Here is a 26,417-nt window from a genome sequence, read left to right on the forward strand (position 1 = left end):
GGTGCGGCGGTGGCCGCCCGCGCGGGTGCGCAGGGACGTGGATAACGTCTCGTGGGCAGCAGGCCCACGAGACCACGACCCGGGGACGCCGGGCCACGAGCGCTGGAGGCGGACGCGTGAACGCAGGACCTGTCGACCCGACGACGACGAGCGCGTGGGCGGCCCTGGCCGCGCACCGCGCCGCCACCACCCCCGACCTGCGGAGCTGGTTCGCGCAGGACCCGCAGCGCGCGGAGCGGCTGACGTTCGACGTGGCCGACCTGCGGGTCGACCTGTCGAAGAACCTCCTCACCGACGAGACGGTGGGGCTGCTGCTGCAGCTGGCGGAGCAGACCGGCGTGCCGGCCCGCCGGGACGCCATGTTCGCCGGCGAGCACATCAACGTCACCGAGGACCGGGCCGTGCTGCACACCGCGCTGCGCCGGCCGGCGGGCGCGCAGCCGCCGCTGACCGTGGACGGCCAGGACGTGGACGCCGACGTGCAGCGCGAGCTGGAGAAGGTCTCGGCGTTCGCGGAGTCGGTGCGCTCGGGCGCGTGGACGGGCGTGACCGGCAAGCGGATCGCCACGGTCGTCAACATCGGCATCGGCGGCTCCGACCTCGGTCCCGTCATGGCCTACGAGGCGCTCAAGCCGTACGTGCAGGCGGGCCTGGAGTGCCGCTTCGTCTCCAACATCGACCCCACCGACGTCGCCGAGACGACGGCGGACCTGGACCCGGAGACGACGCTGTTCATCGTCGCCTCCAAGACGTTCGGGACCCTGGAGACGCTGACGAACGCGCGCCTGGCCCGCACCTGGCTGTGGGAGCGCCTGGCCGCGGCCGGCGTCCTGGCCGACGACGACGAGGCCCGCCGCGGCGCGGTCGCCAAGCACTTCGTGGCCGTGTCCACCGCGCTGGAGAAGGTCGAGGCCTTCGGCATCGACCCCGCCAACGCGTTCGGGTTCTGGGACTGGGTCGGCGGCCGGTACTCGGTGGACTCCGCGATCGGCACCTCGCTGGCCGTGGCGATCGGGCCGGAGCGCTTCCGCGAGTTCCTCGCCGGTTTCCACGCCGTCGACGAGCACTTCCGCACGGCCGAGCCGGCCGCGAACGTGCCGCTGCTCATGGGCCTGCTGAACGTGTACTACGTCAACCACTGCGACGCCCACACCCACGCGGTGCTGCCGTACTCGCAGCACCTGCACCGGTTCCCGGCCTACCTGCAGCAGCTGACGATGGAGTCCAACGGCAAGTCGGTGCGCTACGACGGCTCCCCCGTCACCACGCAGACCGGTGAGGTCTTCTGGGGCGAGCCGGGCACCAACGGCCAGCACGCCTTCTACCAGCTCATCCACCAGGGCACCCGGGTGGTCCCGAGCGACTTCATCGCGTTCGCGAACCCCGCGCACCCCCTGGTCGACCACGACGCGGGCGGCGCGGACGTGCACGCCCTGTTCATGGCGAACTTCTTCGCCCAGACCAAGGCGCTGGCGTTCGGCAAGACCGCGGAGGAGGTGCGCGCCGAGGGCACCGCAGAGGACGTCGTCGCCGCGCGCACGTTCTCCGGCAACCGGCCCACCACCTCGATCATGGCGCCGGCGCTGACCCCGTCGGTGCTCGGCCAGCTCATCGCCCTGTACGAGCACGTCACGTTCGTCGAGGGCGCGGTGTGGGGCATCGACAGCTTCGACCAGTGGGGCGTGGAGCTCGGCAAGAAGCTGGCCCTGGAGATCGCGCCCGCGCTGACCGGGGACACCGCGGCCCTGGAGTCGCAGGACCCCTCGACCGCCTCGCTCATCCGCTACTACCTGGAGCAGCGCAGCTGACCACCCCGTCGTCCCGTGGCCCCGCCGCCGGGGCCACGGGACGCGCTCCGAGGAGGGACCCGTGAGCCCCGTGCACCCCGACCGCTCCCCCGCCGGCGAGCCCGCCGACGAAGCCGTCGACCTCAGCTTCCGGCTCGACGGGCGCACCGCCCTGGTGACCGGTGGCGCCTCCGGGATCGGCAGCGCCGTCGCGCAGGTCTTCGCCGAGCGCGGTGCGCGCGTGGTGGTCGTCGACCTCGCCGAGGGCGCCGCCCGCGAGCGCGCCGCCGCCCTGGACGGGCAGGCGATCGGTCTGGGCGGGGACGTCGCGGACCCCGCCTCGGTCCAGGGCTTCACGGACGCGGCCGTGGCCGCCACCGGTGGGATCGACGTGCTCGTCACCTGCGCCGGCGTCGTGGACCTCGCCCCGGCGGAGGACCTGGCCCCGGAGGTGTTCGCGCGCACGATCGCGGTGAACCTCACGGGCACCTTCCTCACCGCCCGGGCGGTGGGCCGCACGATGCTGGAGCGGGGGCGGGGGAAGGTCGTCACCGTGGCGTCGCAGGCGGCGTCGGTCGCCCTCGACGGGCACGCCGCCTACTGCGCCTCCAAGGCGGGGGTGGTCGGGCTGACCCGGGTGCTCGCCAGCGAGTGGGCCGGTCGCGGCGTCACCGCCAACTCGATCTCCCCGACGGTGGTGCTGACCGAACTGGGCCGCAAGGCCTGGTCCGGCGAGAAGGGCGAGGCCGCCCGGGCCGCGATCCCCACCGGGAGGTTCGCGCTGCCCCGCGAGGTCGCCGGGGCGGTGCTGTTCCTCGCCAGCGGTGCCTCCGACATGGTCAACGGGGCGGACCTGGTCGTCGACGGCGGGTACACGATCCGCTGAGGCCCGCCCGCCGCGACGGCGGAGCGCGTGGCAGGCTGACGCCGGCGCAGCGGGGCGGTCCTGCTGCCGGTGGCAGGACGGAGGGACCCGGGGTGGCGGAGACGATGCGCGCGAGCGTCCTCGTGGAGCAGGGCGTCATCGAGGTCCAGGAGCGGCCGGTGCCGACGCCGGCCGCGGACGAGGTGCTCGTCAGGGTGGCCTCGGTCGGTGTGTGCGGCTCGGACGTGCACTACTACCGGCACGGCCGGATCGGCGACTTCGTCGTCGACCGACCGCTCGTGCTCGGCCACGAGGTGTCCGGGCAGGTCGTCGCCGTCGGGCGCGACGTCCCCGAGGCGCGCGTCGGCGAGCGCGTGGCGATCGACCCGCAGCGTCCCTGCGGGCACTGCCGGGCGTGCAGGTCGGGGCGGATGAACCTGTGCCCCCGCATGGAGTTCTACGCGACCCCGCCGGTCGACGGGACCTTCTGCGACTACGTCACCGCCCCCGCGGACATGGCGTACGAGGTGCCGGACACCATGTCCGACGACGCAGCCGCCCTGCTGGAGCCCTTCTCGGTGGGTCTGTGGGCCGCGCACAAGGCGCAGGTCAGCCCCGGCGACCGCGTGCTCGTCGCCGGGGCCGGCCCCATCGGGGCCATGGTGGCCCGGGCCGTGCGGGCGCGCGGTGCCGCCGACGTCGTCGTCACCGACTTCGTCGACTCGCGCCGCGAGCGCATCACCTCCTTCGGCGCCACCCGCGCGCTGCACCCCGTCGACGACGCCGACGAGATCGCCGCCCTGGGCGCCGACGCGTTCGTGGACTGCTCCGGTGCCACGCCGGCCGTGGTGTCGGGGGTCCGGGCGCTGCGCCCGGGCGGTGCCGCGGTCCTGGTGGGGATGGGCGCGGACGAGATGCAGCTGCCCGTCTCGCTCATCGCCAGCCGGGAGATCACCCTCACGGGCGTCTTCCGCTACGTGGACACCTGGCCGCGCGGCATCGAGCTCTTCCGCGCGGGCGCGGTGCACCTGGACGACATGGTCACCGCCCGGTACCCGCTGGAGCAGGTGCAGGACGCCCTCGAGGCCGACTCCGACCCGCTCAGCATGAAGGCCGTCGTCGTCGTGAACCCGACGGACGGCGCCGCCCCGGCCTCCTGAAGGTGCCCCGCCCGGGCGCAGCGGTCCGGCTGCTGCGCCCGGGTGGCCCGGTCGGGAACAGACCGGCGCCCCGTGGCATTCTGCCGAGTGGCATGGACACGGGATGGGACCTCACCGAGCGCCGGCACATCGACCTGGGCCGGACGGCGAGCGCGGTCTAGCGGGGTACGCAGCACCCCCGCCACCGCGCCACCCACCCCTACCCAGGAGCTCCCCCGTGATCCGCACCCTCAAGCGGACGCCCTTCGGCGTCCAGGTGCTCATCGGCCTCGTCCTCGGCGTCGTCCTCGGCGCGATCGCCCGCTCGATGGGCGGCACCAGCGAGGACCCGAACTGGCTGACGACCACCCTGTCCACCATCGGCTCGATCTTCGTCACGCTGCTGCGCACCCTGGTGCCGCCGCTCGTCGTCCTGGCCGTGGTCACCTCCATCGCGAACCTGCGCCAGGTCACCAACGCCGCGCGGCTGGCGTGGCAGACCCTGCTGTGGTTCGCCATCACCGCCCTGGTCTCGGTCGCCATCGGCATCGCGCTCGGCGTCGTCACCGACCCGGGTGACCGCACCTCCGTCTCGGCCTCGGCCGCCCAGGAGCCGAGCCGCACCGGCTCGTGGCTGGACTTCCTGCAGGGCATCGTCCCCGGGAACGTGTTCGGCCTGCAGGCGTCCGCCTCCGACGACGGTGTCTCGCTCTCCTTCAACGTGCTGCAGCTGCTCGTCATCTCCATCGCGCTGGGCGTCGCGATCCTCAAGGTCGGCGAGAAGGCCGAGCCGCTGCTGAACGTCGCCCGCTCCGCCCTGGCCGTCGTGCAGACGGTGCTGTGGTGGGTCATCCGCCTGGCCCCGCTCGGCACCGTCGGCCTGCTCGGTCGGGCCGTCGCCAGCTACGGCTGGGACGCGCTGAGCCCGCTGGCGGTGTTCGTCGTGGACGTCTACGTCGGCCTGGCCCTGGTGCTGTTCGTGCTGTACCCGGTGCTGCTGCGCCTCAACGGCCTGAGCGTGCGCCGCTTCTTCGCCGGCGTGTGGCCCGCCACCCAGCTGGCGTTCGTGTCCCGCTCCTCCATCGGCACGCTGCCGGTGACGCAGCGTGTCACCGAGGAGGAGCTGGGCGTCCCGCGCTCGTACGCCTCGTTCGCGGTGCCGCTGGGCGCCACGACGAAGATGGACGGCTGCGCGGCGATCTACCCGGCGCTGTCGGCGATCTTCGTGGCCGGTTTCTTCGACGTCGACCTGTCGATCACCGACTACCTGCTCATCGCGTTCGTCTCGGTCGTGGGCTCCGCCGCGACCGCGGGCCTGACCGGTGCCACCGTCATGCTGACGCTGACCCTGTCGACGCTGGGGCTGCCGCTGGCGGGTGTGGGTCTGCTGCTGGCGATCGACCCGATCCTCGACATGGGCCGCACCGCGGTGAACGTCACCGGCCAGGCGCTGGTGCCGACGATCGTCGCCAAGCGCGAGGGCATCCTGGACCTGGCGCGGTTCGGCTCGCGCCGCCGCGTCGAGGAGGCCATCGCCGAGCCCGCCGCGGTCTGACCCGCGCGAGCGCACGCAGGCCGCCCCCGGGAACCTTGCCCGGGGGCGGCCTCGCGCGTTCGGCCCGGTCGGCCGGTGGGGTCAGTAGACCGTGTACCCGCCGTCGATGACGACGACGGACCCGGTCATGAACGCGGCGGCGGCGGAGGCCACGTAGACGACCGTCGGCGCGATCTCCTCGGGCAGCGCGTAGCGCTGCTGGACGGAGTCCTCGATCCACCGTGCCCGGAACTCGGGGCGGTCGACGGGCGCCATGTCGGTCTTGACGTAGCCGGGAGCGACGGCGTTGACCCGGATGCCGTGCGGCGCCCACTCGGCGGCCAGCGACTTCGTCAGCTGGTGCACCCCCGCCTTGGAGGCGTTGTACGACGCCTGCCACTGCGGGCGGTTCACGATGATCGACGAGATCGACCCGATGTTGACGATGCTGCCGCCGCCGTGGTCCTTCATGTGCCGGGCCGCGGCCACGGAGGTCTTCCACAGCGAGGTGAGGTTCAGGTCGAGGACCGTGCGCCACTCCTCGTCGCTCACCTCGAAGGAGGGTCGGTGGATCGCGATGCCGGCGTTGTTCACCAGCACGTCGAGCCCGCCCAGCGCCTCGACGGCCCCGGCGACGATCCGCTCGGCGTCGGTGACGACGTCGCCGGTGACGACGTGGACGGTGTGCCCCTCCGAGCGCAGCCGCTGCGCCGAGGCCTCGTTCAGGGCGGCGTCGCGCGCGGCGATGGCGACGGCGGCGCCCGCCTCCGCCAGGCCGCGGGCGAAGGCCAGGCCCAGCCCCCGGTTCCCACCGGTCACCAGGGCCTTGCGGCCGGTCAGGTCGAAGGCGTCGAGAACCGCCACGGGCTCCTCCTCGGTCGATGGTGGTCGCGCTCGCGGGTCAACCGACGACCCGGTAGCGGCGGTTGGTCCAGCCGTTGAACAGCGCGGCGAGCACCAGCAGCAGGCCCAGCGCGAGCAGCTGCAACCGGGTCCCGGAGTTCCCGGGGAACGTCAGCAGCACGCCCGCGTTGAGCCAGGCCACCAGCACCGCGGCGAGGACGACCCCCGAGACCCGGCCGATGCCGCCGGTGATGGCGACGCCCGCCAGGACGGCGATGGTGATGGCGGGCAGCGCCATGCCGTTGCCGGAGGTGCCGGCGTCGGGCCGCGCGGAGGCGAACTGCCCGACGGTGACGACCGCGACGAGACCGCTGATCGCCCCCGCCCCCGCGTAGGCCCAGAACCGGGTGGCGGCCACGCCGATGCCCGCCCAGGTGGCGGCGACGTCGTTGGTCCCGATGGCGAACAGCCGGCGCCCGTACGGGGACCGGTCCACGACGTACCAGACGAGCACCACCGTGGGCAGCAGGAACAGCACCACGCCCAGCGGGAACAGCGGCAGCTGGGCACCGATCAGGGGCAGTTCCACCGACCGGGCCGTGGCGTACAGGTCCTGCACGCGGGGGGAGTTGATGGGCTGCTGGTCGTTGACGACGATGGCGATGGACTTGTACGCGTAGTAGGTCGCCAGGGTCGCGATGAGCGCCGGGAAGCGCAGGTACGCCACGAGGAGGCCGTTGACGGCGCCGAGGGCGGCGCCGCCGAGCACCGCCGCCGGCACGGCCAGCCACAGCGGCCAGCCCCACAGGCCGTAGCAGAACCCGAACCCCATGCCCACGAGGGAGACCATCGCTCCCACGGACAGGTCGATCCCGCCGCGGCCGGAGACGATGACGAGCAGCTCCGCCAGGCCCAGCATCGCGGTCGGCACGACGTTGATGAGGGAACCGGCGAGGTAGTCGGGGTTGTACGGTCCGCTGGTGCGCCCCGCCAGGTCCAGCGCCGTGAACACCGCGACGACGGCCAGGACGAGGACCGCGAGCAGCACGACCCGCTGGGTGAGGACCGTGCGCCCCAGGGACGACCACCGCGACGGGGCCGCCGGCGCGGTGGCCCGCGGGCCGGACGACGTCGACGTGCTCACGTGGACCTCCGCACTCGTTGCAGGACCAGGTCGGCGCCGACGGCCACGACGATGAACACGCCGACGAACAGCTCGGCCAGCTGGGACGGCAGCCCGAGCTGGGTGACCCCGCTGGTGACCGTCTGCACGAGCACCGCCCCCAGGACGGTGCCCAGGACGGTGCCGCGGCCGCCCGTGATGGACGTGCCGCCGATCACGACGGCGGCGATGACCGCGAGCTCCTTGCCGGCCCCGACGTTGGGGGCGAGGGTCTGGGTGCCGTTGGCGATGAGGACGCACGCGGCCAGCCCGGCGAGCAGCCCCGTGAGCAGGTAGGCGCTCACGACCCGTCGGCGCACCGGGATGCCGGCCAGCCGGGCGGCGGCGGCGTCGTTGCCCACCGCGTACACGTGGCGGCCGCCGGCGGTGTAGCGCAGGTACCACCAGGCGAGCGCGGCGACCGCGAGGGCCAGCAGGAAGGAGACGGGAACGCCCAGCAGGCGGCCCTCCGGGCCGCGGCCCAGCACGGCGAGCGTGGGCGGCAGGCCGTTGACGACCTGCGCGTCGAACACGCGCAGGCCCACCCACAGGAACACGTTGGCGGTGCCGAACGTGATGATGATGGGGTGCACCCGGCCGACGGCGATGAGCAGGCCGTTGACCAGGCCCATGAGCCCGCCGGAACCCAGGGCGATGAGCAGGGCGACCGGCAGCGAGACGTCCGCCCCCGTCATGGCCTTGGCCACCAGGACGGCGCTGACGGTGAGCATCCCCGCGACGGAGACGTCGATGCCGCCGGAGACGATGACGAACGTCATCCCCACCCCGACGAGCGCGATCGGGGCGACGTTGGACAGCAGCGGCTGCAGCGAGGCGGCGCTCAGGAACGCCGGCGTGGTCAGTCCCAGCAGCACCCACAGCAGCGCCACCACGCCCAGCAGCACGAGTTCGGCGCCGGAGACCGGTGCGGGGAGCACGCGCAGGCGCTGACGGTTCCGCTGCCCGACCGGCTGCAGCGTGCCCGCGCTCACGACCGGCTCCCGCGCGCGAGCGCGTCGTCGCCGGCGGCCGCGGCCAGCACGTCCACCTGGGTGGCGTCGCGGCCGAACTCGGCGGTCGTGGCGCCGCCCCGCACGACCACGACCCGGTCCGCCACGCGCAGGGCCTCCGGCAGGTCGGAGGTCACGACGAGGACCGCGGTGCCGTCACCGGCGACCTCCGCCACCAGGCGGTGGATCTCCTCCTTGGCCCCCACGTCGACCCCCTGCGTCGGTTCCTCCAGGACCAGCAGCTTCGGGCGGCGCACCAGCTGCCGCGCCAGCACGGCCTTCTGGGCGTTGCCCCCCGACATCGCCCCGATGGCCTGCCGTTCGCTGGGTGTCTTGATGGCCAGGCGCTGCACCATCGAGCGCGCGATCTCCCGCTCCCGGCGGCGGTCGAACCAGAGCCCCAGCCGGCTGAGCATCCCGATGTGGCCGGCGGACACGTTGAACGCGATGGACTGGAAGGAGAACATGCCCTCCCGCTTGCGGTCCGCCGGCAGCAGCGCGATGCCCGTCGCCTGCGCCTCCTTCGGCGAGCGGGGCCGCACCGTGCGGCCCTCCAGCAGCACGCGGCCGCTCACGGGCGTCACCATCCCCCACAGCGACGCCGCGATCGCGGCGGCACCGGATCCCACCAGCCCGTAGAGGGCGACGACCTCGCCCGCCCGCACCCGCAGGTGCACGCCGGAGTACCCCGGGCCGGTGAGGTCGTCGAGCTCGAGGACCACGGGCGCCGCCGGGTCGGGCACGGCGTCGCGGCGCACGTGCTCGTCGATCGCCCCGCCGACCATGAGCTCGGCGATGCGCCGCACCGTCAGGTCGCCGATCTCCCAGGTGCCCACGGTCCTCCCGTCGCGCATGACGGTCACCTCGTCGGCGATGCGGAACAGCTCGTCGAGGCGGTGGGAGATGTAGACGACCGCGACGCCCCGGGCCGTGAGCCTGCGCACCACGCCGAACAGCACCTCGATCTCGGCATCGGTCAGGATCGCGCTGGGCTCGTCCAGCACGAGGACCGAGGCGTCCTGCGCCAGCGCCTTGGCGATCGACACCTGCTGCGCCTGCGCGATCGACAGCTCGGCCACGGGCACGGTGGCCAGGTGCCCGGGCAGGCCGATGAGGTCCAGCAGCCGCCCGACCTCCTCGCGCTGACGCCGCCAGTCGACCACGATCCCCTTGCGCAGCTCCCGGCCGGTGAAGATGTTCTCCGTCACGGTCAGCTCGTCGAACAGCTGAGGTTCCTGCCAGACGGTGCTGATGCCCAGCGACAGCGCCTCGGAGGTCGAGGACAGCTGCACGCCACGACCGTCGAACTCGACGGTGCCGGCGTCGGCGCTCTCCGCGCCGGCGAGGATCTTCACCAGGGTCGACTTGCCGGCACCGTTCTCCCCGACGAGGGCGTGGACGCGGCCGGCGAGCACGTCGAGGTCGGCGGCGCGCAGGGCGTGGACGGCACCGAAGCGCTTGGCCGCCCCGCGGACGCGGATCCGCGGGGCGGCGGGGGCGGAGCTCACGGACGGGTCCCCGATCAGTAGTCGAAGTCGTCGACGTTGTCGGGGGTGATCTCCAGCGCGGGTCCCAGGACGAGCATCTTCTCCTCCTCGACGTACTCGACCGCGCCCAGCTCGTCGCTGACCTCGTTCGTCTCCTGGAACCCCTCACCGAGGGCGAGCTGCCGGCCGGCCCAGGCCGTGAGGTAGCCGAAGTTCTCCACGTCCCAGAGGATCGAAGCGGAGGAAGACCCGTCCTCCAGGTACGGCTTCATCGACTGCGGCGTGCCGACGCCCACGGTGAAGACCTCCCCGATCCGCCCGGCGTCGCGCACGGCCTGCGCCACGCCGACGGCGGAGGTGGTGCACTGCCCGATGAGGCCCTTGAGGTTCGGGTTGGCGTTCATGTAGTCCGTGGCCATCTGCGCGTTCGCGGCCTGGTCCTCACCGGAGAAACCGACCTCCGTGAGCGTCATGCCCGGGTACTCCGCGGCGACGTACTCCTTCTCCGCCGCGATCCAGGAGTTCAGGTTCTCCGCGGTCTCCCCGCACGAGACGATGGCGAACTCCCCCGTCTCACCCATGGCGGCGGCGAGGGAGTCGATGACCTGCTTGGCGATGCCGTCGGCGGTGGCCTGGTTCACGAACACCTCGCGCACCGAGTTCGGGGCGTCGGTGTCGGAGGTCGCCACGTCGATGCCGGCGGCCTGCGCCTCCTGCAGCACGGGAGCCATGGAGTCGGGGTCGTTGGGCGCCACGACGAGCACGTCGACCTGCTGCTGGATGAACGAGCGGACGACGTCGGCCTGCTGCGCCGCGTCGGCGGTGGTCGGGCCCTGGTAGAGCCACTCGATGTCGCCGAGCTCCTCCTCGGCGCGCTGGGCACCGGCGTCCATGGCCTCGAAGTACGGGGAGCCCTGCAGCTTGGGCACGAACGCGATGCGCACGGGCCCGTCGGAGGCGGCCTCGCCCTCCGTTGCCGTGTCGTTGCGCGACGTGCAGCCGGTGGCGCCGGCGGTGAGCACGAGCGTGGCGGCTGCGGCCGCCAGGAATCGGAGGTTGCTCATCGACTCTCCTCAGGTGGTGGGAGGACGGCCCGCACGAGCACCCGGCGGGGCGTTCCCGATCGCGCGCCCCGGGGTCGTCGGTGACCGTCGGCGTTCGCGGTGCGCGGGTCGGCGCTGTGAAGGATGTTAAGTGGGGGGAGGAACCGCGTCAACGCTCGTGCACGGGCGTCTCCTCAGCGCAGTTCCCCGACCCGGTGGCGGTACTCCTCGAGCCGTTCGTCGGCGGGGTCGAGTTCGGTGACGAGGACGTCCGCCCGCTCCAGGGGGAGCGCGCGGACCCTCGAGCGCGAACCGAGCTTGCTGGAGTCGACCGCCAGCACCACCCGGGCCGAGGCCGAGGCCATGGCCTCCTTCACACTCGCCTGCTCCAGGGTCGACTCGCTGGTCCCGGTCACGGGGTGCACGCCGAGCGCCGACAGGAAGCAGACGTCCAGGTGGAACGTCCGCAGTGCGTTCACCGCGAGCGGGCCGACCAGGCTGGAGTTCTCCTCCTCGTGCTCGCCACCCGTCAGGTAACAGCGGACTCCCCCGCGCCCACGCAGGGTGTCGAAGGCTTCCAGTCCCGTCGTCACCACGGAGATCCCCTGTCCCGCAGTCACGACCTCGGCAAGCGCGTGGACGGTCGTCGAGGAGTCAAGGCCCAGGGCGCACCCGGGCTCGACGAGTTCGAGGAGCTTGCGGCCGATGCGCCGCTTCGCGGCGGCCCGCCGGTTCCGTCGCTGCGCGAAACCCTCTCCGCCGGCGCTCACGATGCCGCCTCGCACCCGCCGGGCCAGACCCGAGTTCTCCAGGTGCTCGAAGTCCCGCCGGATCGTCATGGGGTGCACCTCGAACCGGCGCGCCGCGTCGGCCAGGAGGACGACACCCTGGCTCAGCAGGGTTTCGCGCAGCCGCGCTCGCCGCGCCTCGGCATCGGGGGTACCCGCCAGCGACACCTGCGCCTCCTCCCCCACGGCGACCACCGCGGCGGGGACGAGGGTAACGCGGGGATCCTTGCCGCCGGTGTGCGAGGACGCTAGGTTTCACAGCACCGAACTCACTCCGTTCGCGGCGCAGCGGGCGGAACCGTCACGAGGACGTGGTGCGCAGTGACAGGTACGCACGCCGGGACGCCCCCGGGCGGCAACGCGTGAGCGCCCGCACCGTGGCCGCGGTCGACCTCGGCGCCGAGAGCGGGCGGGTGGTGGCGGTGTCCTTCGACGGCCGTCGCCTCCACTGGCGCACCGTCGACCGGTTCCCGCACGCGCCCACCCACCGCGACGGTGCGCTGCGCTGGGACGTGCACCACCTCCTCGAGCGGACCGAACGGGCCCTGGGCGAACTCGCCACGCACACCGACGTCGCCTCGGTGGGGGTCGACGGCTGGGGCGTGGACTACGCGCTGCTGGGCGCCGACGGCACGCTGGTGGACCGGCCCACCTGCTACCGCGACCCCCGGCAGCGGCGCGGCCTGGACTCCGCGGTGCGGACGGTCGGCCGGCAGCGGCTGACCGCCGCGAGCGGGGCCCGCGTGGAAGCCATCAACACGGTGTTCGGCCTGCACGCCGACGCCGTGGAGGGCGACCGCCTCACCCGGGCCGACCTGCTCCTCATGCTCCCCGACCTCGTCCACCACCGGCTGTCCGGGACGCGGGCGACCGAGCGGACCCTCGCGTCGACGACCGGTGCCTACGACACGGGCGCACGGCGCTGGGACACCGGCCTGCTCGCCGACCTCGGCGTGCCGGAACGGATCCTGCCCGAGGTCGTGGACGCGGGCACCGACTCCGGCCCCCTCACCGGAGACCTCGCCGGCGGCGGGCTCCGGGGCGCGCGGGTCGTCGTCCCGGCCGCGCACGACACCGCGAGCGCGGTCGCCGCGACGCCGCTCGCCGCACCGGGGGCGCTGTTCTGCTCCTCGGGCACCTGGTCGCTGATCGGGGCGGAGGTCGCCCCGGGCACGGGTCCGCAGCGTTCGCCCGCGCTCAGCCGCGAGGCCGGCGCCGGGGACCGCCACGGCGACCGCGACCTGCTGCTGCGCAACGTGGCGGGGCTGTGGCTGCTGCAGGAGTGCCGGCGGTGGTGGGCGCGCGAGGGCCTCGTCCTCGATTACCCGGCCCTGGCCTCGCTGGCCGCGGCCGAGCCACCGCTGCGCAGCCTCGTGGACCCCGACGCCGAGGAGTTCGTCGCTCCCGGCGACGTGCCCGGGCGGATCCGGGCCTGGTGCGCCGCCCACGGCGAGCCCGTGCCGGCCACGCCCGGCGCCGTCGCCCGGTGCATCGTGGACTCCCTGGCCCTGACCTACCGCGCCGTCGTGGACGAGGTCGCGGCGGCGACGGGGGCCGCGCCCACCGCGATCGACGTCACCGGCGGGGGCTCGCAGCACCTCGGGCTGGCCCGGGCCACGGCCGCCGCCACCGGGCTGCCCGTGCGCTGCGGCGCCGTCGAGGCCACCGCGCTCGGCAACGCCGGCGTGCAGCTCATCGCCCTGGGCGAACTGCGGGACCTGACCGACCTGCGCCGCGTCGTCGCCGCCAGCATCGAGGGACGCGTGCTGGAACCCGAGGACACCGCTGCCGGCGGCCCGGGCGCCGACGCCTGGGCCGAGGCCGCCGACCGGCTCGACCGGGCCGTCGCCGCCCGCGAGCCGCGGCGGGTGGACCCGACCGGACGACTCGCCACCACGGAGAGGCGATGAGCACCCCGAGCACGGCCACCCGCTGGGACCCCTCCCTGGTGAGCGCGGAACTGCTGTCCCTCACCCGCCTCCTCGGCGACCCGGACCGCGACCTGGTCATCCTGGCGGAGGGCAACACCTCGCAACTGCTGAACGACGGGCGCGTGGTCGTGAAGACGTCCGGCTCCGGCATGGCGCGCGCCACCGCGGAGGACTTCGCGGTCGTCGACACCGGGCGGGTGCTGGACCTGCTGCGCGACCCCGCCGCCACGCAGGAGGACCTCAGCGCGGCCCTCGACGCCGGCGAGCACGCCGGCCGGCGCCGGCGGGCGTCGATCGAGACCCCCGTCCACGTCGCCGCACGCGCCGTCGAGGCCGTGGAGTTCGTCGGCCACACCCACCCCACCGCCGTCACGGGCCTGCTGGCCGGCCGGCACGCCGCCCGTGCCTGGGAATCCTTCGCCTACTCCGACGAGGCCGTCGTGCTGGGCCGGCCACTGTTCGTGCCCTACGCCCAGCCGGGCATCGACCTGGGCCGCGACTACCTGGCCGCGGTCGCCCGTCACGCCGACCGGTACGGGGAGCTGCCCCGCCTGGTCCTGCTCGGGAACCACGGGATCGTCGTCAACGCACCCACCGCCGAGGCCGTCGACGCCATCACCCGGATGACGGTCAAGGCAGCCCTCGTGCGGCTGGCCGCAGCTGCCGCCGGCGGGGTGCGGCCGCTGCCCGCCGACTCGGTCGCCAGCTTCTTCGCCCGCTCCGACATCGCCGACCGCAGCCGCGCACTACGCGGCGGCACGCGCCCCTGACCCCCAGCCGGTCCCGACCCCCGGGAGGAAGACCATGAGCACCACCCACGGCGTCCACGCCCTCGTGTGGACGGGAGGCTGGAGCGAGACCGAGGCGCGGGCCGCGATCACCTCGACCGCCGAGGCCGGTTACGACCTCATCGAGCTCGCCCTCATCGACCCCAGCGGTTTCGACACCGCCACGACCGCCCGCCTGCTCGCCGAGCACGGCCTGCGGGCCAGCGGGTCCCTGGGGCTGGACGAGTCGACCGACGTCTCCAGCGAGGACCCCGAGGTCGTGGCCCGCGGACGCGAACGCCTGGGCCAGGCCCTGCGGGTCGTGCGCGACGTCGGTGGCAGCGTCCTGTGCGGGGTGATCTACTCCAAGCTCGGCAAGTACGACGGCCCGGTCACCGAACGGGGCATGGCGAACTCGCAGGAGACGATCGCCTGGCTGGCCGACGAGGCCGCCGCCTCCGGCATCACCCTGGGCATCGAGTTCTGCAACCGGTACGAGACCAACGTCGTCAACACCGTGCAGCAGACCCTCGACTACATCGCCGCCGTCGGTCGCGACAACGTCGTCGCCCACCTCGACACGTACCACATGAACATCGAGGAGCGGTCGTTCTCCGGAGCCGTCCGGGCCGCCGCCGCCGCGGGGAAGCTCGGGTACGTGCACATCGGCGAGTCCCACCGGGGGGCGCTGGGGACCGGGACGATCCCGTGGGAGGAGTTCTTCACGGCCCTGCGCGAGGTGGAGTACGACGGCATCGTGACCTTCGAGTCGTTCTCCTCCGAGGTCGTGCACCCCACCCTCTCCAACTCCCTCGCGATCTGGCGGAACCTGTGGACCGACAACAGGGCCCTGGCCCGCGACGCGCTGCGGTTCGCGAAGGAGGGGCTGGCCCGGTGAGCGGCCCGGCGCGCGAAGCGGTCCACCCCGACCTGGCCGGCGGCGTCGCCGTCGTCACCGGCGGCGGCCGCGGGCTGGGGCGGTCGATGGCCGCGGCGCTGGCCCGGCAGGGCATGTCCGTGGCGCTGCTCGACCTGCTTAGGACGGTGGAGGAGGAGGGGACGCGCCTGCACGGCGAGACGGGCGCCGCGGCGCTCGGGACGGTCACCGACGTGACCGACCCGGACTCGATCGAGGCGGCGTTCCAGCGCGTGGAGGCCGAGCTCGGCACGCCGCGCGTCCTGGTCAACGCCGCGGGCATCGCCGTCTGGGCGGACGCGCTGGACCAGCCCGTCGAGCAGTGGCGAAGGGTCCTCGACGTCAACCTCACGGGGACGTTCCTCGCCTGCCAGGCGTTCGGCCGTCGCGCCGTGCCCGCCCGCCGCGGCGCGGTCGTCAACGTGGCCTCGATGTCCGCCACGATCGTCAACGTGCCGCAGCGCCAGGCCGCGTACAACGCGTCCAAGGCGGGGGTCACGCACCTCACCGCGTCGCTGGCCGTGGAGTGGGCCGGTGCGGGAGTCCGGGTGAACGCCGTCTCCCCCGGCTACTTCCTGTCCGACATGACCCGGCAGTTCACCGACGCCAACCCCGACCTGCGCCGGCGATGGGAGGAACTCACCCCGCTGGGGCGCATGGGCGAGCCCGAGGACCTCGACGGGCTGGTCGCGTTCCTGGCCTCCGACGCCTCCCGGTACGTCACCGGCCAGTCGATCGCCATCGACGGCGGCTACACGCTGGTCTGAAGCCCGCCGGGTCAGCCGGCGGGCGTCAGCACGAGCAGGGGCTTCGCCCCGCGGGCGGTGTCGCCCAGCAGCGCCACCAGCGTGCCGCCGGGCGCGAAGGCGGCGACCGGGCCCTCGTGGCCGGACGGCGCCGTGAACCCCCCGTGCGCCACCTTCCCCGTCTCGGCCTCGTCGAGGTCGCGCACGGGGAACAACCGCCGGGCCACCTCGGCCAGCCCGGTGACGGCGGGGCGCTGCTCGAGCTCCGCCAGGGTGCGCGCCTCGGCGAGCGTGAACGGGCCCGAACGGGTGCGGCGCAGCGCCGTCAGGTGGCCGCCGACACCCAGCGCGGCACCGAGGTCACGGGCCAGCGCGCGCACGTACGTGCCGCTGGAGACCTCGACCTCCACGTCGAGGTCCACGAAGGGAGCCTCCACGCGGTGGTCCAGCACCTCGAAGCGGGAGACGGTCACGGGGCGGGCCGGCAGGTCCACGGTCTCCCCGCCGCGCACCCGGGCGTAGGAACGCTTGCCGTCGACCTTGATGGCGCTCACGGAGCTGGGCACCTGCTGGATAGCCCCCGTCAGCGCGCGCACCGCCGCCCCGACGGCGTCCCCGCCCAGCGCGGTCGCGTCGGCGGGCTCGCCCAGCGGCTCGCCCTGCGCGTCGTCGGTCGTGGTCGCCAGCCCGAGCCGCACCGTGGCCGTGTACGCCTTGTCGTGGGCGACGAGGTGGGTGAGGAACTTCGTGCCCCGGTTGGCACCCAGGACGAGCACACCGGTCGCCGCGGGGTCCAGGGTGCCGGCGTGGCCGACGCGGCGGGTGCCGAGCAGGCGCCGGCAGCGGCCCACCACGTCGTGGCTGGTCCACCCGGCCGGCTTGTCCACGACGAGGATGCCGTCACCCACGTCCGGGCGCGTCCGGGCCGCTCCCGTCCCCACCCGCTCGCCGTCTCCCACGCCGGGCGTCAGGCGAGGGGCCGGGCGGTGCCGGGGGCCCCGTCACCCGGGTCCCGGTCGTCGTCCTGCTCCTCGCCGTCGAGGTCGTCGAGGTCGTCGAGGTCGTCGAGGTCGTCGATGTCGTCGATGTCGTCGTCCTCCTCGTCCGCGTCCTCGTCCTCCTCGTCGTCCTCGTCGTCGAAGTCGTCCACGACGGGCTTCTTGTACGGGTCGGCCTCGCCGGCCGGCTGCGCCGACGCGGCCAGCGCCGCGACGCGGGCGTCCTGCTCGGCCGCTGCGCGCAGCAGCTCCTCGATCTGGGTGGCCGTCTCGGGCACCTCGTCGGTGGCGAAGGTCAGCGTCGGGGTCAGCCGCACACCGGTGCGCTTGCCGACCTCCGAGCGCAGCACGCCCTTGGCGCTCTCGAGGGCGGCGGCCGTGCCGGCGCGCTCCTCGTCGCTGCCGAACACCGTGTAGTACAGCGTCGCGTGCTGCAGGTCGTTGGTGACCCGGGCGTCGGTGATGGTGACGAACCCCAGACGGGGGTCCTTCACGCGCTTCTCGAGCGCCTCTGCCACGACGACCTTGATGCGGTCGGCGAGCTTGCGGGCGCGAGTGGGGTCCGCCACGGGACTTCCCTCCTGGAGGTGCTCAGTCGTCCGACGACAGGAACTGCCGCCGGGTGGAGAGGATCTGGAACTCGGGGTGCGCCGACACGAGCCGCTCGCACCGGTCCAGCACGTCGGTGCAGCGGGCGGCGTCGGGGGCGACGACCGCCACGGCCACCTCGGCGCGCCGGTGCAGGTCGAGGGACCCGGTCTCGGCGGCGGCCACGTCGAAGGAGCGGCGCAGCTCGGCGACCAGTGGCCGCACCACGCTGCGCTTGCCCTTGAGCGAGTGGACGTCGCCGAGGAGGAGGTCGAACGTCAGGGTGCCTGTGAACACGTCGAGGGGTGCGGCCTCCCCCGCGCGCTCGGTCCCCCGCCCGCGGGCGCGGACGGGAACGGCCGGGGCGGGAGGGAGGTCCCGCCCCGGCCGTCGATCACCGCGTCAGCCGCGCGGCTTCTCGCGCATCTCGAACGTCTCGATGACGTCGCCGATCTGCAGGTCGTTGTACGAGCCCAGGCCGATACCGCACTCGAAGCCCTCGCGGACCTCGGTCGCGTCGTCCTTGAACCGCCGCAGCGACTCGATCGTGAGGTTGTCCCCGTGCACCACACCGTTGCGCAGCACGCGCGCCTTGGTGTTGCGCCGGATGATCCCCGAGCGCACCAGGGTGCCGGCGATGTTGCCGAACTTGGAGGAGCGGAAGATCTCGCGGATCTCCGCGGTCCCGAGCTGGACCTCCTCGAACTCCGGCTTGAGCATGCCCCGCAGGGCGTTCTCCACGTCCTCGATCGCCTGGTAGATGACCGAGTAGTACCGGATGTCGACGCCCTCGCGCTCTGCGTACTCCCGCGTCTGGCTCTCGGGCCGGACGCTGAAGCCGAGGATGATCGCGTTCGAGGCCACGGCGAGGTTCACGTTGTTCTTCGTGATCGCACCGACGCCGCGGTCGATGACGCGCAGCTCCACCTCTTCGCCCACGTCGATCTTCAGCAGGGCGTCCTCCAGGGCCTCGACCGAGCCCGCACCGTCACCCTTGAGGATGAGGTTGAGGGTCTCGACCTTGCCCTGCTCGAGCGCCTTGGTGAAGTCCTCCAGGCTGATGCGCTTGCGGGACTTCGCCAGCATGGCGCTGCGCTCGGCGGCGTCGCGCTTCTCCGCGATCTGCCGGGCGGTGCGGTCGTCGGGAGCCACCAGGAAGGTGTCCCCGGCACCGGGAACCGACGTCAGGCCGAGCACCTGGACCGGACGCGACGGGGTCGCCTCCGTCAAGGCCGTGCCGTGCTCGTCGAGCATCGCTCGCACGCGGCCGTACCCGGTACCCGCGACGATCGCGTCGCCGACGCGCAGGGTGCCGGACTGCACCAGCACCGTCGCGACCGGACCGCGGCCCTTGTCCAGGCTCGCCTCGATGGCCACGCCGCGCGCGTCCTTGTCGGGGTTGGCCCGCAGGTCCAGCGCCGCGTCGGCGGTGAGCAGGACGGCCTCCAGGAGGCTGTCCAGGCCCATACCCTGCTTGGCGGACACGTCGACGAACATCGTCTCGCCGCCGTACTCCTCGGCCACCAGGTTGTACTCGGTGAGCTGCTGCCGGACCTTCGCCGGGTTCGCGCCCTCCTTGTCGACCTTGTTGACCGCGACCACGATCGGCACGTCCGCCGCCTGGGCGTGGTTGAGCGCCTCGATGGTCTGGGGCATCACGCCGTCGTCCGCCGCGACCACGAGGATCGCGATGTCGGTCACCTTCGCACCGCGCGCACGCATGGCCGTGAAGGCCTCGTGACCCGGGGTGTCGATGAAGGTGATGGCGCGCTCGACGCCCTCGTGCTCCTTGGAGACCTGGTAGGCACCGATGGTCTGGGTGATGCCGCCGGCCTCCTTGGCCACCACGTCGGTGGACCGGATGGCGTCCAGGAGCTTGGTCTTGCCGTGGTCGACGTGACCCATGACGGTCACGACCGGAGGACGCGCCTCGAGCTCCTCGTCGCCCTCGGCCTCCAGCTCCGCGTCGAGGTCGATGGAGAACGACGCGAGCAGCTCGCGCTCCTCGTCCTCCGGCGACACGATCTCGATGACGTAGCCGAGCTCGGCACCCAGGGTCTGGAAGGTGTCCTCGTCCAGCGACTGCGTCGCGGTGGCCATCTCACCGAGGTGGAACAGCACCGTGACCAGCGACGCGGGGTTCGCGTCGATGCGGTCGGCGAAGTCCGTCAGCGAGGCGCCGCGACGGATGCGGACGACGGTCGAGCCGTCCCCGCGCGGGACCTGCACACCCCCCACCGAGGGAGCCTGCATCGCCTCGTACTCCTGGCGCTTGGCGCGCTTGGACTTGCGCCCGCGGACCGGCCGGCCACCGGCGCGCCCGAAGGCGCCCTGCGTGCCGCCACGGCCACCGCGGCCGGGACCACCGGGACGGCCGGCGAAGCCGCCACCGCCACCGCCGGGACCGCCACCGGGACCACCGGGACGGCCACCGAAACCACCGCGACCACCACCGGGACCACCACGGCCGGGGGCCCCCGGACGACCGGCGGGAGCACCCGGACGACCGACCGTCGGGCGCGCCGGCATCATGCCGGGGTTCGGGCGGGGCCCACCGGGACGCGGGCCACCGGGACCGGCGGCACCGGGACGCGGGCCACCCGGGCCGGCGGCACCCGGACGCGGACCACCCTGCGGGCGCGGCATGCCCTGGCTGTTGGCGAACGGGTTGTTGCCAGGACGGGGACCACCCTGCGGGCGCGGCATGCCCTGGCTGTTGGCGAACGGGTTGTTGCCGGGACGCGGCGCACCCGGACGGGCACCGCCGGGGGCACCCGCACCGGGGCGCGCTCCCTGAGCGGGACGCTCACCGCGGTCGGGACGCTCACCGCGGTCGGGACGCTCACCGCGAGGACGGTCACCACCGGGAGCGGGGCGCTCAGCGCGCTCCGGCGGACCGGGGCGACGGGCGCCGGGACCGGCGGGGGCGCCGGGACGGGCACCGGGGGCCGCAGGCCCACCGGGCCGTGCGCCCGGGCGGGCGCCGGGGCCGGCCGGGGCGCCGGGACCACCCGCAGCGGGCGGGGTGGACGGACGGGGACCGCCGGGCACCGGGCGCGCCGGACCGGGTGCTGCCGGCCGCTGCTGCGGCGCGGTGGGCTCGGTCGGCGCGGGCGCCTGGAAGGCGGGGGAAGCCGACGCAGCCGGAGCCGGGCGCACGGGCGCCGGGCCGGGCTGGGGCGCGGCCGGCGCCTGGCCCCCGGCCGCCGGAGCGGCGGGCGCGGACGGCGCAGCCGGTGCCGGCGGAGCGGCGGGCGCGGGAGCAGCCGGACGCGCGGGGCCCGGACGGGCACCCTGCGGCAGGCGGGGACCCGGCTTCGCGGCGGGGGTGGGACGCGCGCCACCGGAGGCGCCGTCCGCGGGGAACTTGTCCTTCAGCCGTCGGATGACCGGCGGCTCGACGGTCGAGCTCGCCGACCGGACGAACTCGCCCATCTCCTTCAGCGTGGCCAGTACGACCTTGCTCTCGACTCCGAACTCCTTGGCGAGTTCGTAGACCCGGACCTTTGCCACATCTCTCCTGTCTCGGTCCGGGCCACCACTACCGGGCGCGGACCGTCGTCAGTCGTCGGGGTTCATCTGCACGAGCTCATCGGGTGCTCATCAGCTGTTCGACCCGCTCTCATCGGTGGTGGTGGGAACGACCACCCCGGCGGACGAGCCCAAGAAGGACCGCACGCCGGAGGTGTCGAGGGGACCGGTGCGTCGCAGCGCACGGGCGAAGGCCCGGCGCTTCTCCGCCTGGTCCAGGCACGCGGTGCTGTGGTGCAGCCACGCGCCCCTGCCGGGAAGCCGCCGTCGCTCGTCCACGAGGACCAGGTCCTCGTCGACCGCCGCGACGACCCTCAGCAGGGCCGACCGGGAGCCCTTACCACGGCAACCAACGCACGTCCGCGCGTGTTCCGCGACCGCGCTCTTCGAGGCGGGACGGACGGCGGGGGTGGTGGGTCGCCGGTCGGGGCGACCGGCCTCAGCGAGTGTAACGATGGGAACAGTGTAGCGCCGACCCGCGCTCGGGCGGGTCGCGGGGACCCGGACCCGCTCCGGCGTCAGCGCGGAGCGGCCGGCTCCTGCGAGGGCTCGGTGTCGGGCCGGATGTCGATGCGCCAGCCCGTGAGCTTCGCGGCCAGCCGCGCGTTCTGGCCCTCCTTGCCGATGGCGAGGGACAGCTGGTAGTCGGGAACCACGACGCGGGCCGAGCGAGCCTCCGCGTCGACGACCTCCACGGAGGAGACCCGCGCCGGCGACAGGGCGCTGGCCACGAACCGGGCCGGGTCGTCGCTGTGGTCCACGATGTCGATCTTCTCGCCGTGCAGCTCCGCCATCACGGCCCGCACGCGCTGACCCACCGGGCCGATGCACGCACCCTTGGCGTTGACACCGGGACGGGTCGCCCGCACGGCCATCTTGGTGCGGTGCCCCGCCTCGCGGGACAGCGCGGTGATCTGGACCGTCCCGTCGGCGATCTCCGGGACCTCCAGCGCGAAGAGCCGGCGGACCAGGTTCGGGTGCGACCGCGAGAGGACCACCTGCGGGCCCTTGGGCCCCTTCTTCACGCTCACCACGTAGCAGCGCAGGCGGGTGCCGTGGCGGTACTCCTCACCCGGCACCTGCTCCGCGGGCGGGAGGACGCCCTCCAGGGCACCCAGGTCGACCTGGACCACCCGCGGGTCCCGGCCCTGCTGCACGACACCGGAGACGATGTCGCCCTCGGTGCCGGCGTACTCCCCCAGGACCTGGTCGTCGGCGGCGTCGCGCAGCCGCTGCAGGATGACCTGGCGCGCCGTCGTGGCGGCGATGCGCCCGAAGCCCGCGGGCGTGTCGTCGTACTCGCGCACCACGCCCCCCTCGGCGTCGCGCTCGGCCGCCAGCACCCGCACCTCGCCGCTGCTGCGGTCCAGCTCCACGCGGGCGTGCTGCTGCGCCCCCTCGGTGTGGTGGTAGGCGATGAGCAGCGCCTGCTCGATGGCGCGCACCAGCGCCTCGAACGGGATCTCCCGCTCCCGCTCCAGCAGCCGCAGCGCCGACATGTCGATGTTCACTGCTCGTCCTCGCGTCCCGCGTCGCCCTGCTCGTCGTCCAGCTCGCCCTGCTCGTCGTCCAGCTCGCCCTGCTCGTCGTCCAGCTCGCCCTGCTCGTCGTCCAGCTCGCCCTGCTCGTCGTCCAGCTCGCCCGGTTCGTCGTCCGGGCTCGCGCCGGCGCGGCGGAACTCCACCTGCACCTCGCCGCGCAACAGCTCGGCGAACAGCACCTGACGCGGCACCCCCACGTCCTTCGCGCGCGGCGGACGCCCCTTGACCGGCTGGGGCTCCAGCCGCAGCAGCACGCCGTCCGCGTCCACGGACTCCACGCGCCCCAGCAGCTCACCGCCACCGGCCAGCACCGCGCGCACCAGGCGACCCCGGGCACGCGCCCAGTGCCGAGGCGCGGTCAGCGGGCGGTCGACCCCCGGGGAGGTGACCTCCAGGGTGTAGGGCGCGGCACCGAGGACGTCGGAGGAGTCCAGCGTCTCCGACACGGCCGCCGACACCACGGCCACGGCTTCCAGGTCCACCTCGCCCGGCTCCTCGCCGGCCAGGTCCACCACCACGCGCACCACGCGCCGGCGGCCGGCGGTGGAGACCGACACCTCCTCCAGCGCCAGTCCGGCCGAGCGGCTCCCGTCCGCGAAGACGGCCTCCAGCACCCCGGCCACGGCCTCGTCCAGCGACGGCACGACCGCCCCTCCCCTGCTCTCGAGCTCTGCGCGCGCGAGCGGCGGGCGGACCCCGGGGGCCGGCCCGCCGCTCGGCACGACGACTGCCCAGGGTATCCCGGCGCGCCCCCGCACCCCGACCACGCGCGTGGCACGATCCGGGGGTGCCCACCTCCCCGAGCCCCGCCGCGCGCCGTCCGGCCGCAGGGCGCCGCAAGCCCGGCCGCCGCACGGTCCTGACGGCGTTCACGGCGCTGGTGGTCACCCCCGCGGCGGCCGGCTGCGGCGTCCGCTGGGTGAGCGGGCCCGAGACCACTCCCGCCGCGCAGCGCGGACCCGACGACGAGGCGCGGGAGGAGGCCCTCGCCGACGCGCGCCGGCTCCTGGCGCTGGCGCTGCCGCTGAGCCCGCCGGAACCGGTGAGCCCGCGGGCACCGGTCCCCACCCAGCAGGCGGTCGCCGCGGTGGTCGACGCGTGCACCGCCCACGTGCGCGCCCTCGGCGGGGACACCGCGGTCCCGGCGAGCACGCCCGCAGCCGACGAGCCCGCAGCGCTGGTGCAGGAACTCGCCGCCGCGGCCGGCCGCGCCCTCGCGGCCGTCCCCGCGGTCAGCGGTGGCATGGCCCGGTTGCTGTGCTCGGTGGCCGCCTCGCGCGTCCTGCTGCACGAGGCCGCGGCCGCCGGCACGGGCACGGAGCCCCCCGACGTCCCCACCCCCGAACCCTCCCCGTCGGCAACCCCGGCCCCGGCGGCGACCGCGCCCAGCACGCCCCCGGGCACCGGCGCGGTGGCGGCCCTGCAGTCGGTCCTGGCCGGCGAGCACGCGGCCGTCTGGGCCTACGGCCTCGTCGCCGGCCGCCTGGGCGGCGCGGGGAGGGACGCGGCGCTGGCCGCCGCGGCCGCGCACCGCGAGGCGCGCGACGCGCTCGCGGCCACGCTGCGCGCACGGGGGGCGCAACCGGTCGGCGCCGAAGCCGCCTACGACGCCGCGGCACCCACGCCCGAGGCCGCGGTGCTGCTGGCCGTCGCGGTGGAGGAGCGCCTCGCCGCCGTCCACGCCGACCTGGCCGCCGCCTCGCGCGACGACCGGCTCCTCGCCGCGGCCGGCGTGGTCCGCGCGGCCCGCGCGGCCCGGAACTGGGGCGGGACCACCACGAACCTGCCCGGACTGCCCGAGGTCGGCGAGGACGGGCTGCCCCTGCCCGCCGCCACCGCCGGCTCGAGCGCCACCGGCGCCTGAACGGCGGCGGACCCGCACCCGCCGCCGGTGCGGCGGCTGCCAGACTGAGCGGTGAGATGAGCACACCCGGAAGACCCGCGACGGACGACCGACCGCTGCGGATCATGACCTGGAACGTCTGGTGGCGCTTCGGCGACTGGCGGGCGCGGCGCGAGGCGATCCTGGCCGTCCTCGCCGAGCACCGGCCCGACGTCGTGGGGCTGCAGGAGGTGTGGGCCACCCACGGTGACGGCGGGGAGAACCTCGCGCACTGGCTCGCCGAGCGCCTCGGCATGGTGGCCGCCTTCTCGCCGTCACCGCGGCCCGAGCGCTGGCAGCGGCGCCTGACCGCGCACGACCCGGCGGCCGGCGAGGTGGGTTTCGGCAACGCCGTGCTCAGCAGGTACCCGCTGCTGGAGCAGCGCGTCCTGGAACTGCCCGCGGGAGGCCACGAGGACGAGGGCCGCACCGCCCTGCAGGTCGTCGTGGACACCCCCCGGCGGCCGCTGCCCTTCACCACCACGCACCTGAACTCCTCCCCCGCCGAGTCCGCGGTGCGGGTGGCGCAGGTGCGCGAGCTGGTGCCGTTCGTCGCGGCCAGCCGGCGGCGCGGCGAGCGCTACCCGCCGGTGCTCACCGGTGACTTCAACGCGCTGGCGACCTCCGACGAGCTGCGCCTCGCGTGCGGGTACGAGACCGCCGGCCCCGTGGACGGCTTCGTGCTGGTCGACTCCTGGCGCTTCGCCGACCCGGGTGACCCCGGGCTGACGTGGGACCGGCGCAACCCCTGGGTGGCGCGCGTGCACCAGCCCAGCGCCCGCATCGACCACGTGCTGGTGGGCCTGACCCCGTTCACCGGGGAGGGTGCGGTGCGCGCAGCGCGACTCGTGGCCACCGAGCCGGTGGACGGGGTGTGGGCCTCCGACCACGCCGCGGTGCTCGTCGAGCTGGAGCCCTGAGGCGGCCGGACCGGCGCTCCTCCCGGGTGCTCCCCGAAGTGCGGACCGCTCGGGCTCCGCGGACGATCGCGTCGTGAGCACCGCACCGGCCCTGCCCCGGTCCGCCGGCCGCAGCCCCTCTCGAGACGGGCTGCGCCGGGGCGTCGTCGCCGCGGGGGCGCTGGTCGCCGTGGCCGGTTCGGCCGTCGGCTCCGGCGCCTTCGGAGGCACCCCGATCGCCGAGGCGGCGGGCGGCGCCCTGTCGGCCGACGCGACGCTCGTGGCGCCCGCGGGCCCGGCGTTCGCGATCTGGAGCGTCGTCTACGCCGGCCTGGTGGCCCTGGCGGTGTGGCAGCTGCTGCCCGCGCACACCCGCGACGCGCGCCAGCGCGCGACCGGCTGGTGGGTGGCGGCCTCGCTGGTGCTGAACCCGGTGTGGATCGCGACCGTGCAGGCGGGGTGGGTCGGCACCTCGGTCCTGGTCATCGCCGCACTGCTCGCGGTGCTCGTCGTCGCCTTCGGGCGCCTGGTCGCGACCGGCCCGCACAGCCGGGTCGAGGCGGTGGTCGTCGACGGCACCGTGGGCCTGTACCTCGGCTGGGTCGGCATCGCGGCGGTCGCCAACACGGCGGCGTGGCTGGGGCAGACCCGGCCGACCGGCGCGGAGCCTGCGTGGGCGGTGACCGTGCTCGCCCTCACCGCGACCGTGGGGGGGGCTCACCGCGGTGCGCACGAGCGGACGCCTGGCGTTCGGGGCGGCGCTGACGTGGGGACTGGTGTGGGTGTGCGTGGGGCGCCTGTCCGGAGTGGACGCCTCCACCCCGGCGGCGGTGGCCGCCGGCGCCGCCGCGGCGGTGGTCGCGGGGACCACCGCCGCGGGGGGGGGGGGGGGGGGGGGGCGGGGGCGGGGGGGGGGGGGGGGGGGGGGGCCGGGGGGGGGGGGCGGCGGGCGGGGCGGCC

At 74.7% G+C, this 26,417-nt stretch carries 23 protein-coding genes and 1 pseudogene; 11 read left to right on the plus strand and 13 right to left on the minus strand.

Annotation, left to right across the window (positions count from 1 at the left end; genetic code table 11):
* Positions 1–116 precede the first annotated feature (116 nt).
* The 4 genes from pgi to ACRYR8_RS13435 all read left to right on the plus strand — a co-directional run bounded on the left by pgi (position 117) and on the right by ACRYR8_RS13435 (position 5,346).
* The gene (gene pgi, locus ACRYR8_RS13420) at positions 117–1,808 is read left to right on the plus strand and encodes a glucose-6-phosphate isomerase (RefSeq protein ID WP_432485069.1); all 1,692 of its coding nucleotides are present in this window, start codon (positions 117–119) and stop codon (positions 1,806–1,808) included.
* A gap of 70 nt (positions 1,809–1,878) precedes the next feature.
* Positions 1,879–2,673 (plus strand): GolD/DthD family dehydrogenase, encoded by a 795-nt coding sequence (locus ACRYR8_RS13425; RefSeq protein ID WP_432485091.1) that lies wholly within the window; start codon positions 1,879–1,881, stop codon positions 2,671–2,673.
* A 104-nt stretch (positions 2,674–2,777) separates the two neighbouring features.
* Entirely contained in the window at positions 2,778–3,812 is a 1,035-nt protein-coding gene (locus ACRYR8_RS13430; protein WP_432485093.1) for an NAD(P)-dependent alcohol dehydrogenase, read from the plus strand.
* Between the two features lie 217 nt (positions 3,813–4,029).
* The gene (locus ACRYR8_RS13435; protein ID WP_432485070.1) at positions 4,030–5,346 is read left to right on the plus strand and encodes a dicarboxylate/amino acid:cation symporter; all 1,317 of its coding nucleotides are present in this window, start codon (positions 4,030–4,032) and stop codon (positions 5,344–5,346) included.
* Positions 5,347–5,427: 81 nt separating this feature from the next.
* Here ACRYR8_RS13435 and ACRYR8_RS13440 read toward each other — a convergent pair whose 3' ends face one another.
* From ACRYR8_RS13440 to ACRYR8_RS13465, 6 genes are all read right to left on the minus strand, one after another.
* Positions 5,428–6,189 (minus strand): SDR family NAD(P)-dependent oxidoreductase, encoded by a 762-nt coding sequence (locus tag ACRYR8_RS13440; RefSeq protein ID WP_432485071.1) that lies wholly within the window; start codon positions 6,187–6,189, stop codon positions 5,428–5,430.
* A 37-nt stretch (positions 6,190–6,226) separates the two neighbouring features.
* Positions 6,227–7,312, minus strand: a complete 1,086-nt coding sequence (locus ACRYR8_RS13445) for an ABC transporter permease (protein ID WP_432485072.1) — start codon at positions 7,310–7,312, stop codon at positions 6,227–6,229.
* A complete protein-coding gene (locus ACRYR8_RS13450) occupies positions 7,309–8,322 on the minus strand; it encodes an ABC transporter permease (RefSeq protein WP_432485073.1) in 1,014 nt (337 codons plus the stop codon). Before ACRYR8_RS13450 ends, ACRYR8_RS13445 begins: the two co-directional genes overlap by 4 nt.
* The gene (locus tag ACRYR8_RS13455) at positions 8,319–9,848 is read right to left on the minus strand and encodes a sugar ABC transporter ATP-binding protein (RefSeq protein WP_432485074.1); all 1,530 of its coding nucleotides are present in this window, start codon (positions 9,846–9,848) and stop codon (positions 8,319–8,321) included. Before ACRYR8_RS13455 ends, ACRYR8_RS13450 begins: the two co-directional genes overlap by 4 nt.
* Before the next feature lie 14 nt (positions 9,849–9,862).
* Complete coding sequence (locus ACRYR8_RS13460) at positions 9,863–10,891, minus strand: autoinducer 2 ABC transporter substrate-binding protein (protein ID WP_432485075.1); 1,029 nt, start codon at positions 10,889–10,891, stop codon at positions 9,863–9,865.
* 173 nt (positions 10,892–11,064) lie between these two features.
* Positions 11,065–11,853, minus strand: a complete 789-nt coding sequence (locus ACRYR8_RS13465; protein WP_432485076.1) for a DeoR/GlpR family DNA-binding transcription regulator — start codon at positions 11,851–11,853, stop codon at positions 11,065–11,067.
* A gap of 167 nt (positions 11,854–12,020) precedes the next feature.
* Here ACRYR8_RS13465 and ACRYR8_RS13470 point away from each other — a divergent pair, with 167 nt between their 5' ends.
* The 4 genes from ACRYR8_RS13470 to ACRYR8_RS13485 are packed head-to-tail and all read left to right on the plus strand — an operon-like array spanning position 12,021 to position 16,039.
* The gene (locus ACRYR8_RS13470; RefSeq protein WP_432485077.1) at positions 12,021–13,568 is read left to right on the plus strand and encodes a rhamnulokinase; all 1,548 of its coding nucleotides are present in this window, start codon (positions 12,021–12,023) and stop codon (positions 13,566–13,568) included.
* Positions 13,565–14,359, plus strand: a complete 795-nt coding sequence (locus ACRYR8_RS13475) for a class II aldolase/adducin family protein (protein WP_432485078.1) — start codon at positions 13,565–13,567, stop codon at positions 14,357–14,359. Before ACRYR8_RS13470 ends, ACRYR8_RS13475 begins: the two co-directional genes overlap by 4 nt.
* A gap of 34 nt (positions 14,360–14,393) precedes the next feature.
* Positions 14,394–15,254, plus strand: a complete 861-nt coding sequence (locus ACRYR8_RS13480) for a sugar phosphate isomerase/epimerase family protein (RefSeq protein WP_432485079.1) — start codon at positions 14,394–14,396, stop codon at positions 15,252–15,254.
* Positions 15,251–16,039 carry an SDR family oxidoreductase gene (locus ACRYR8_RS13485; protein WP_432485080.1) on the plus strand — a complete coding sequence of 263 codons (789 nt, stop codon included), beginning with the start codon at positions 15,251–15,253 and terminating at the stop codon, positions 16,037–16,039. Before ACRYR8_RS13480 ends, ACRYR8_RS13485 begins: the two co-directional genes overlap by 4 nt.
* An 11-nt stretch (positions 16,040–16,050) precedes the next feature.
* Here ACRYR8_RS13485 and truB read toward each other — a convergent pair whose 3' ends face one another.
* From truB to rimP, 7 genes and pseudogenes are all read right to left on the minus strand, one after another.
* Positions 16,051–16,926, minus strand: coding sequence for a tRNA pseudouridine(55) synthase TruB (gene truB / locus ACRYR8_RS13490; RefSeq protein WP_432485081.1), 876 nt, complete (start codon positions 16,924–16,926; stop codon positions 16,051–16,053).
* Between the two features lie 152 nt (positions 16,927–17,078).
* Positions 17,079–17,585, minus strand: a pseudogene (rbfA, locus tag ACRYR8_RS13495) (30S ribosome-binding factor RbfA); the annotation flags it as partial.
* Between the two features lie 22 nt (positions 17,586–17,607).
* Positions 17,608–17,901: a DUF503 domain-containing protein gene (locus tag ACRYR8_RS13500; protein ID WP_432485083.1), complete on the minus strand. Its 294-nt coding sequence runs from the start codon at positions 17,899–17,901 to the stop codon at positions 17,608–17,610.
* 105 nt (positions 17,902–18,006) lie between these two features.
* On the minus strand, positions 18,007–21,117 hold the full coding sequence (gene infB, locus ACRYR8_RS13505; protein WP_432485084.1) for a translation initiation factor IF-2: 3,111 nt from the start codon (positions 21,115–21,117) through the stop codon (positions 18,007–18,009).
* Positions 21,118–21,207: 90 nt separating this feature from the next.
* Complete coding sequence (locus ACRYR8_RS13510; RefSeq protein ID WP_432485095.1) at positions 21,208–21,591, minus strand: YlxR family protein; 384 nt, start codon at positions 21,589–21,591, stop codon at positions 21,208–21,210.
* A gap of 62 nt (positions 21,592–21,653) precedes the next feature.
* Positions 21,654–22,646 carry a transcription termination factor NusA gene (gene nusA / locus ACRYR8_RS13515; RefSeq protein ID WP_432485085.1) on the minus strand — a complete coding sequence of 331 codons (993 nt, stop codon included), beginning with the start codon at positions 22,644–22,646 and terminating at the stop codon, positions 21,654–21,656.
* Positions 22,643–23,311, minus strand: coding sequence for a ribosome maturation factor RimP (gene rimP, locus ACRYR8_RS13520; RefSeq protein WP_432485097.1), 669 nt, complete (start codon positions 23,309–23,311; stop codon positions 22,643–22,645). Before rimP ends, nusA begins: the two co-directional genes overlap by 4 nt.
* 152 nt (positions 23,312–23,463) lie before the next feature.
* Between rimP and ACRYR8_RS13525 the strand changes: the two genes are divergently transcribed.
* The 3 genes from ACRYR8_RS13525 to ACRYR8_RS13535 all read left to right on the plus strand — a co-directional run.
* Positions 23,464–24,540, plus strand: a complete 1,077-nt coding sequence (locus ACRYR8_RS13525) for a DUF4439 domain-containing protein (protein ID WP_432485086.1) — start codon at positions 23,464–23,466, stop codon at positions 24,538–24,540.
* A gap of 56 nt (positions 24,541–24,596) precedes the next feature.
* On the plus strand, positions 24,597–25,478 hold the full coding sequence (locus ACRYR8_RS13530) for an endonuclease/exonuclease/phosphatase family protein (protein WP_432485087.1): 882 nt from the start codon (positions 24,597–24,599) through the stop codon (positions 25,476–25,478).
* 73 nt (positions 25,479–25,551) lie between these two features.
* Positions 25,552–26,417, plus strand: an 866-nt coding sequence (locus ACRYR8_RS13535) for a TspO-related membrane protein (RefSeq protein ID WP_432485088.1), incomplete at its 3' end; no start/stop codon positions are given.

It is taken from the genome of Kineococcus esterisolvens (genome assembly GCF_050871405.1).
In the GTDB taxonomy this organism is placed as follows: domain Bacteria; phylum Actinomycetota; class Actinomycetes; order Actinomycetales; family Kineococcaceae; genus Kineococcus.

Coding starts and splice junctions, on each gene's coding strand:
- ACRYR8_RS13430 (WP_432485093.1), top strand. CDS start 2,778: ATGCGCGCGAGCGTCCTCGTGGAGCAGGGCGTCATCGAGGTCCAGGAG.
- ACRYR8_RS13460 (WP_432485075.1), bottom strand. CDS start 10,891: ATGAGCAACCTCCGATTCCTGGCGGCCGCAGCCGCCACGCTCGTGCTC.
- ACRYR8_RS13475 (WP_432485078.1), top strand. CDS start 13,565: ATGAGCACCCCGAGCACGGCCACCCGCTGGGACCCCTCCCTGGTGAGC.
- ACRYR8_RS13480 (WP_432485079.1), top strand. CDS start 14,394: ATGAGCACCACCCACGGCGTCCACGCCCTCGTGTGGACGGGAGGCTGG.
- ACRYR8_RS13530 (WP_432485087.1), top strand. CDS start 24,597: ATGAGCACACCCGGAAGACCCGCGACGGACGACCGACCGCTGCGGATC.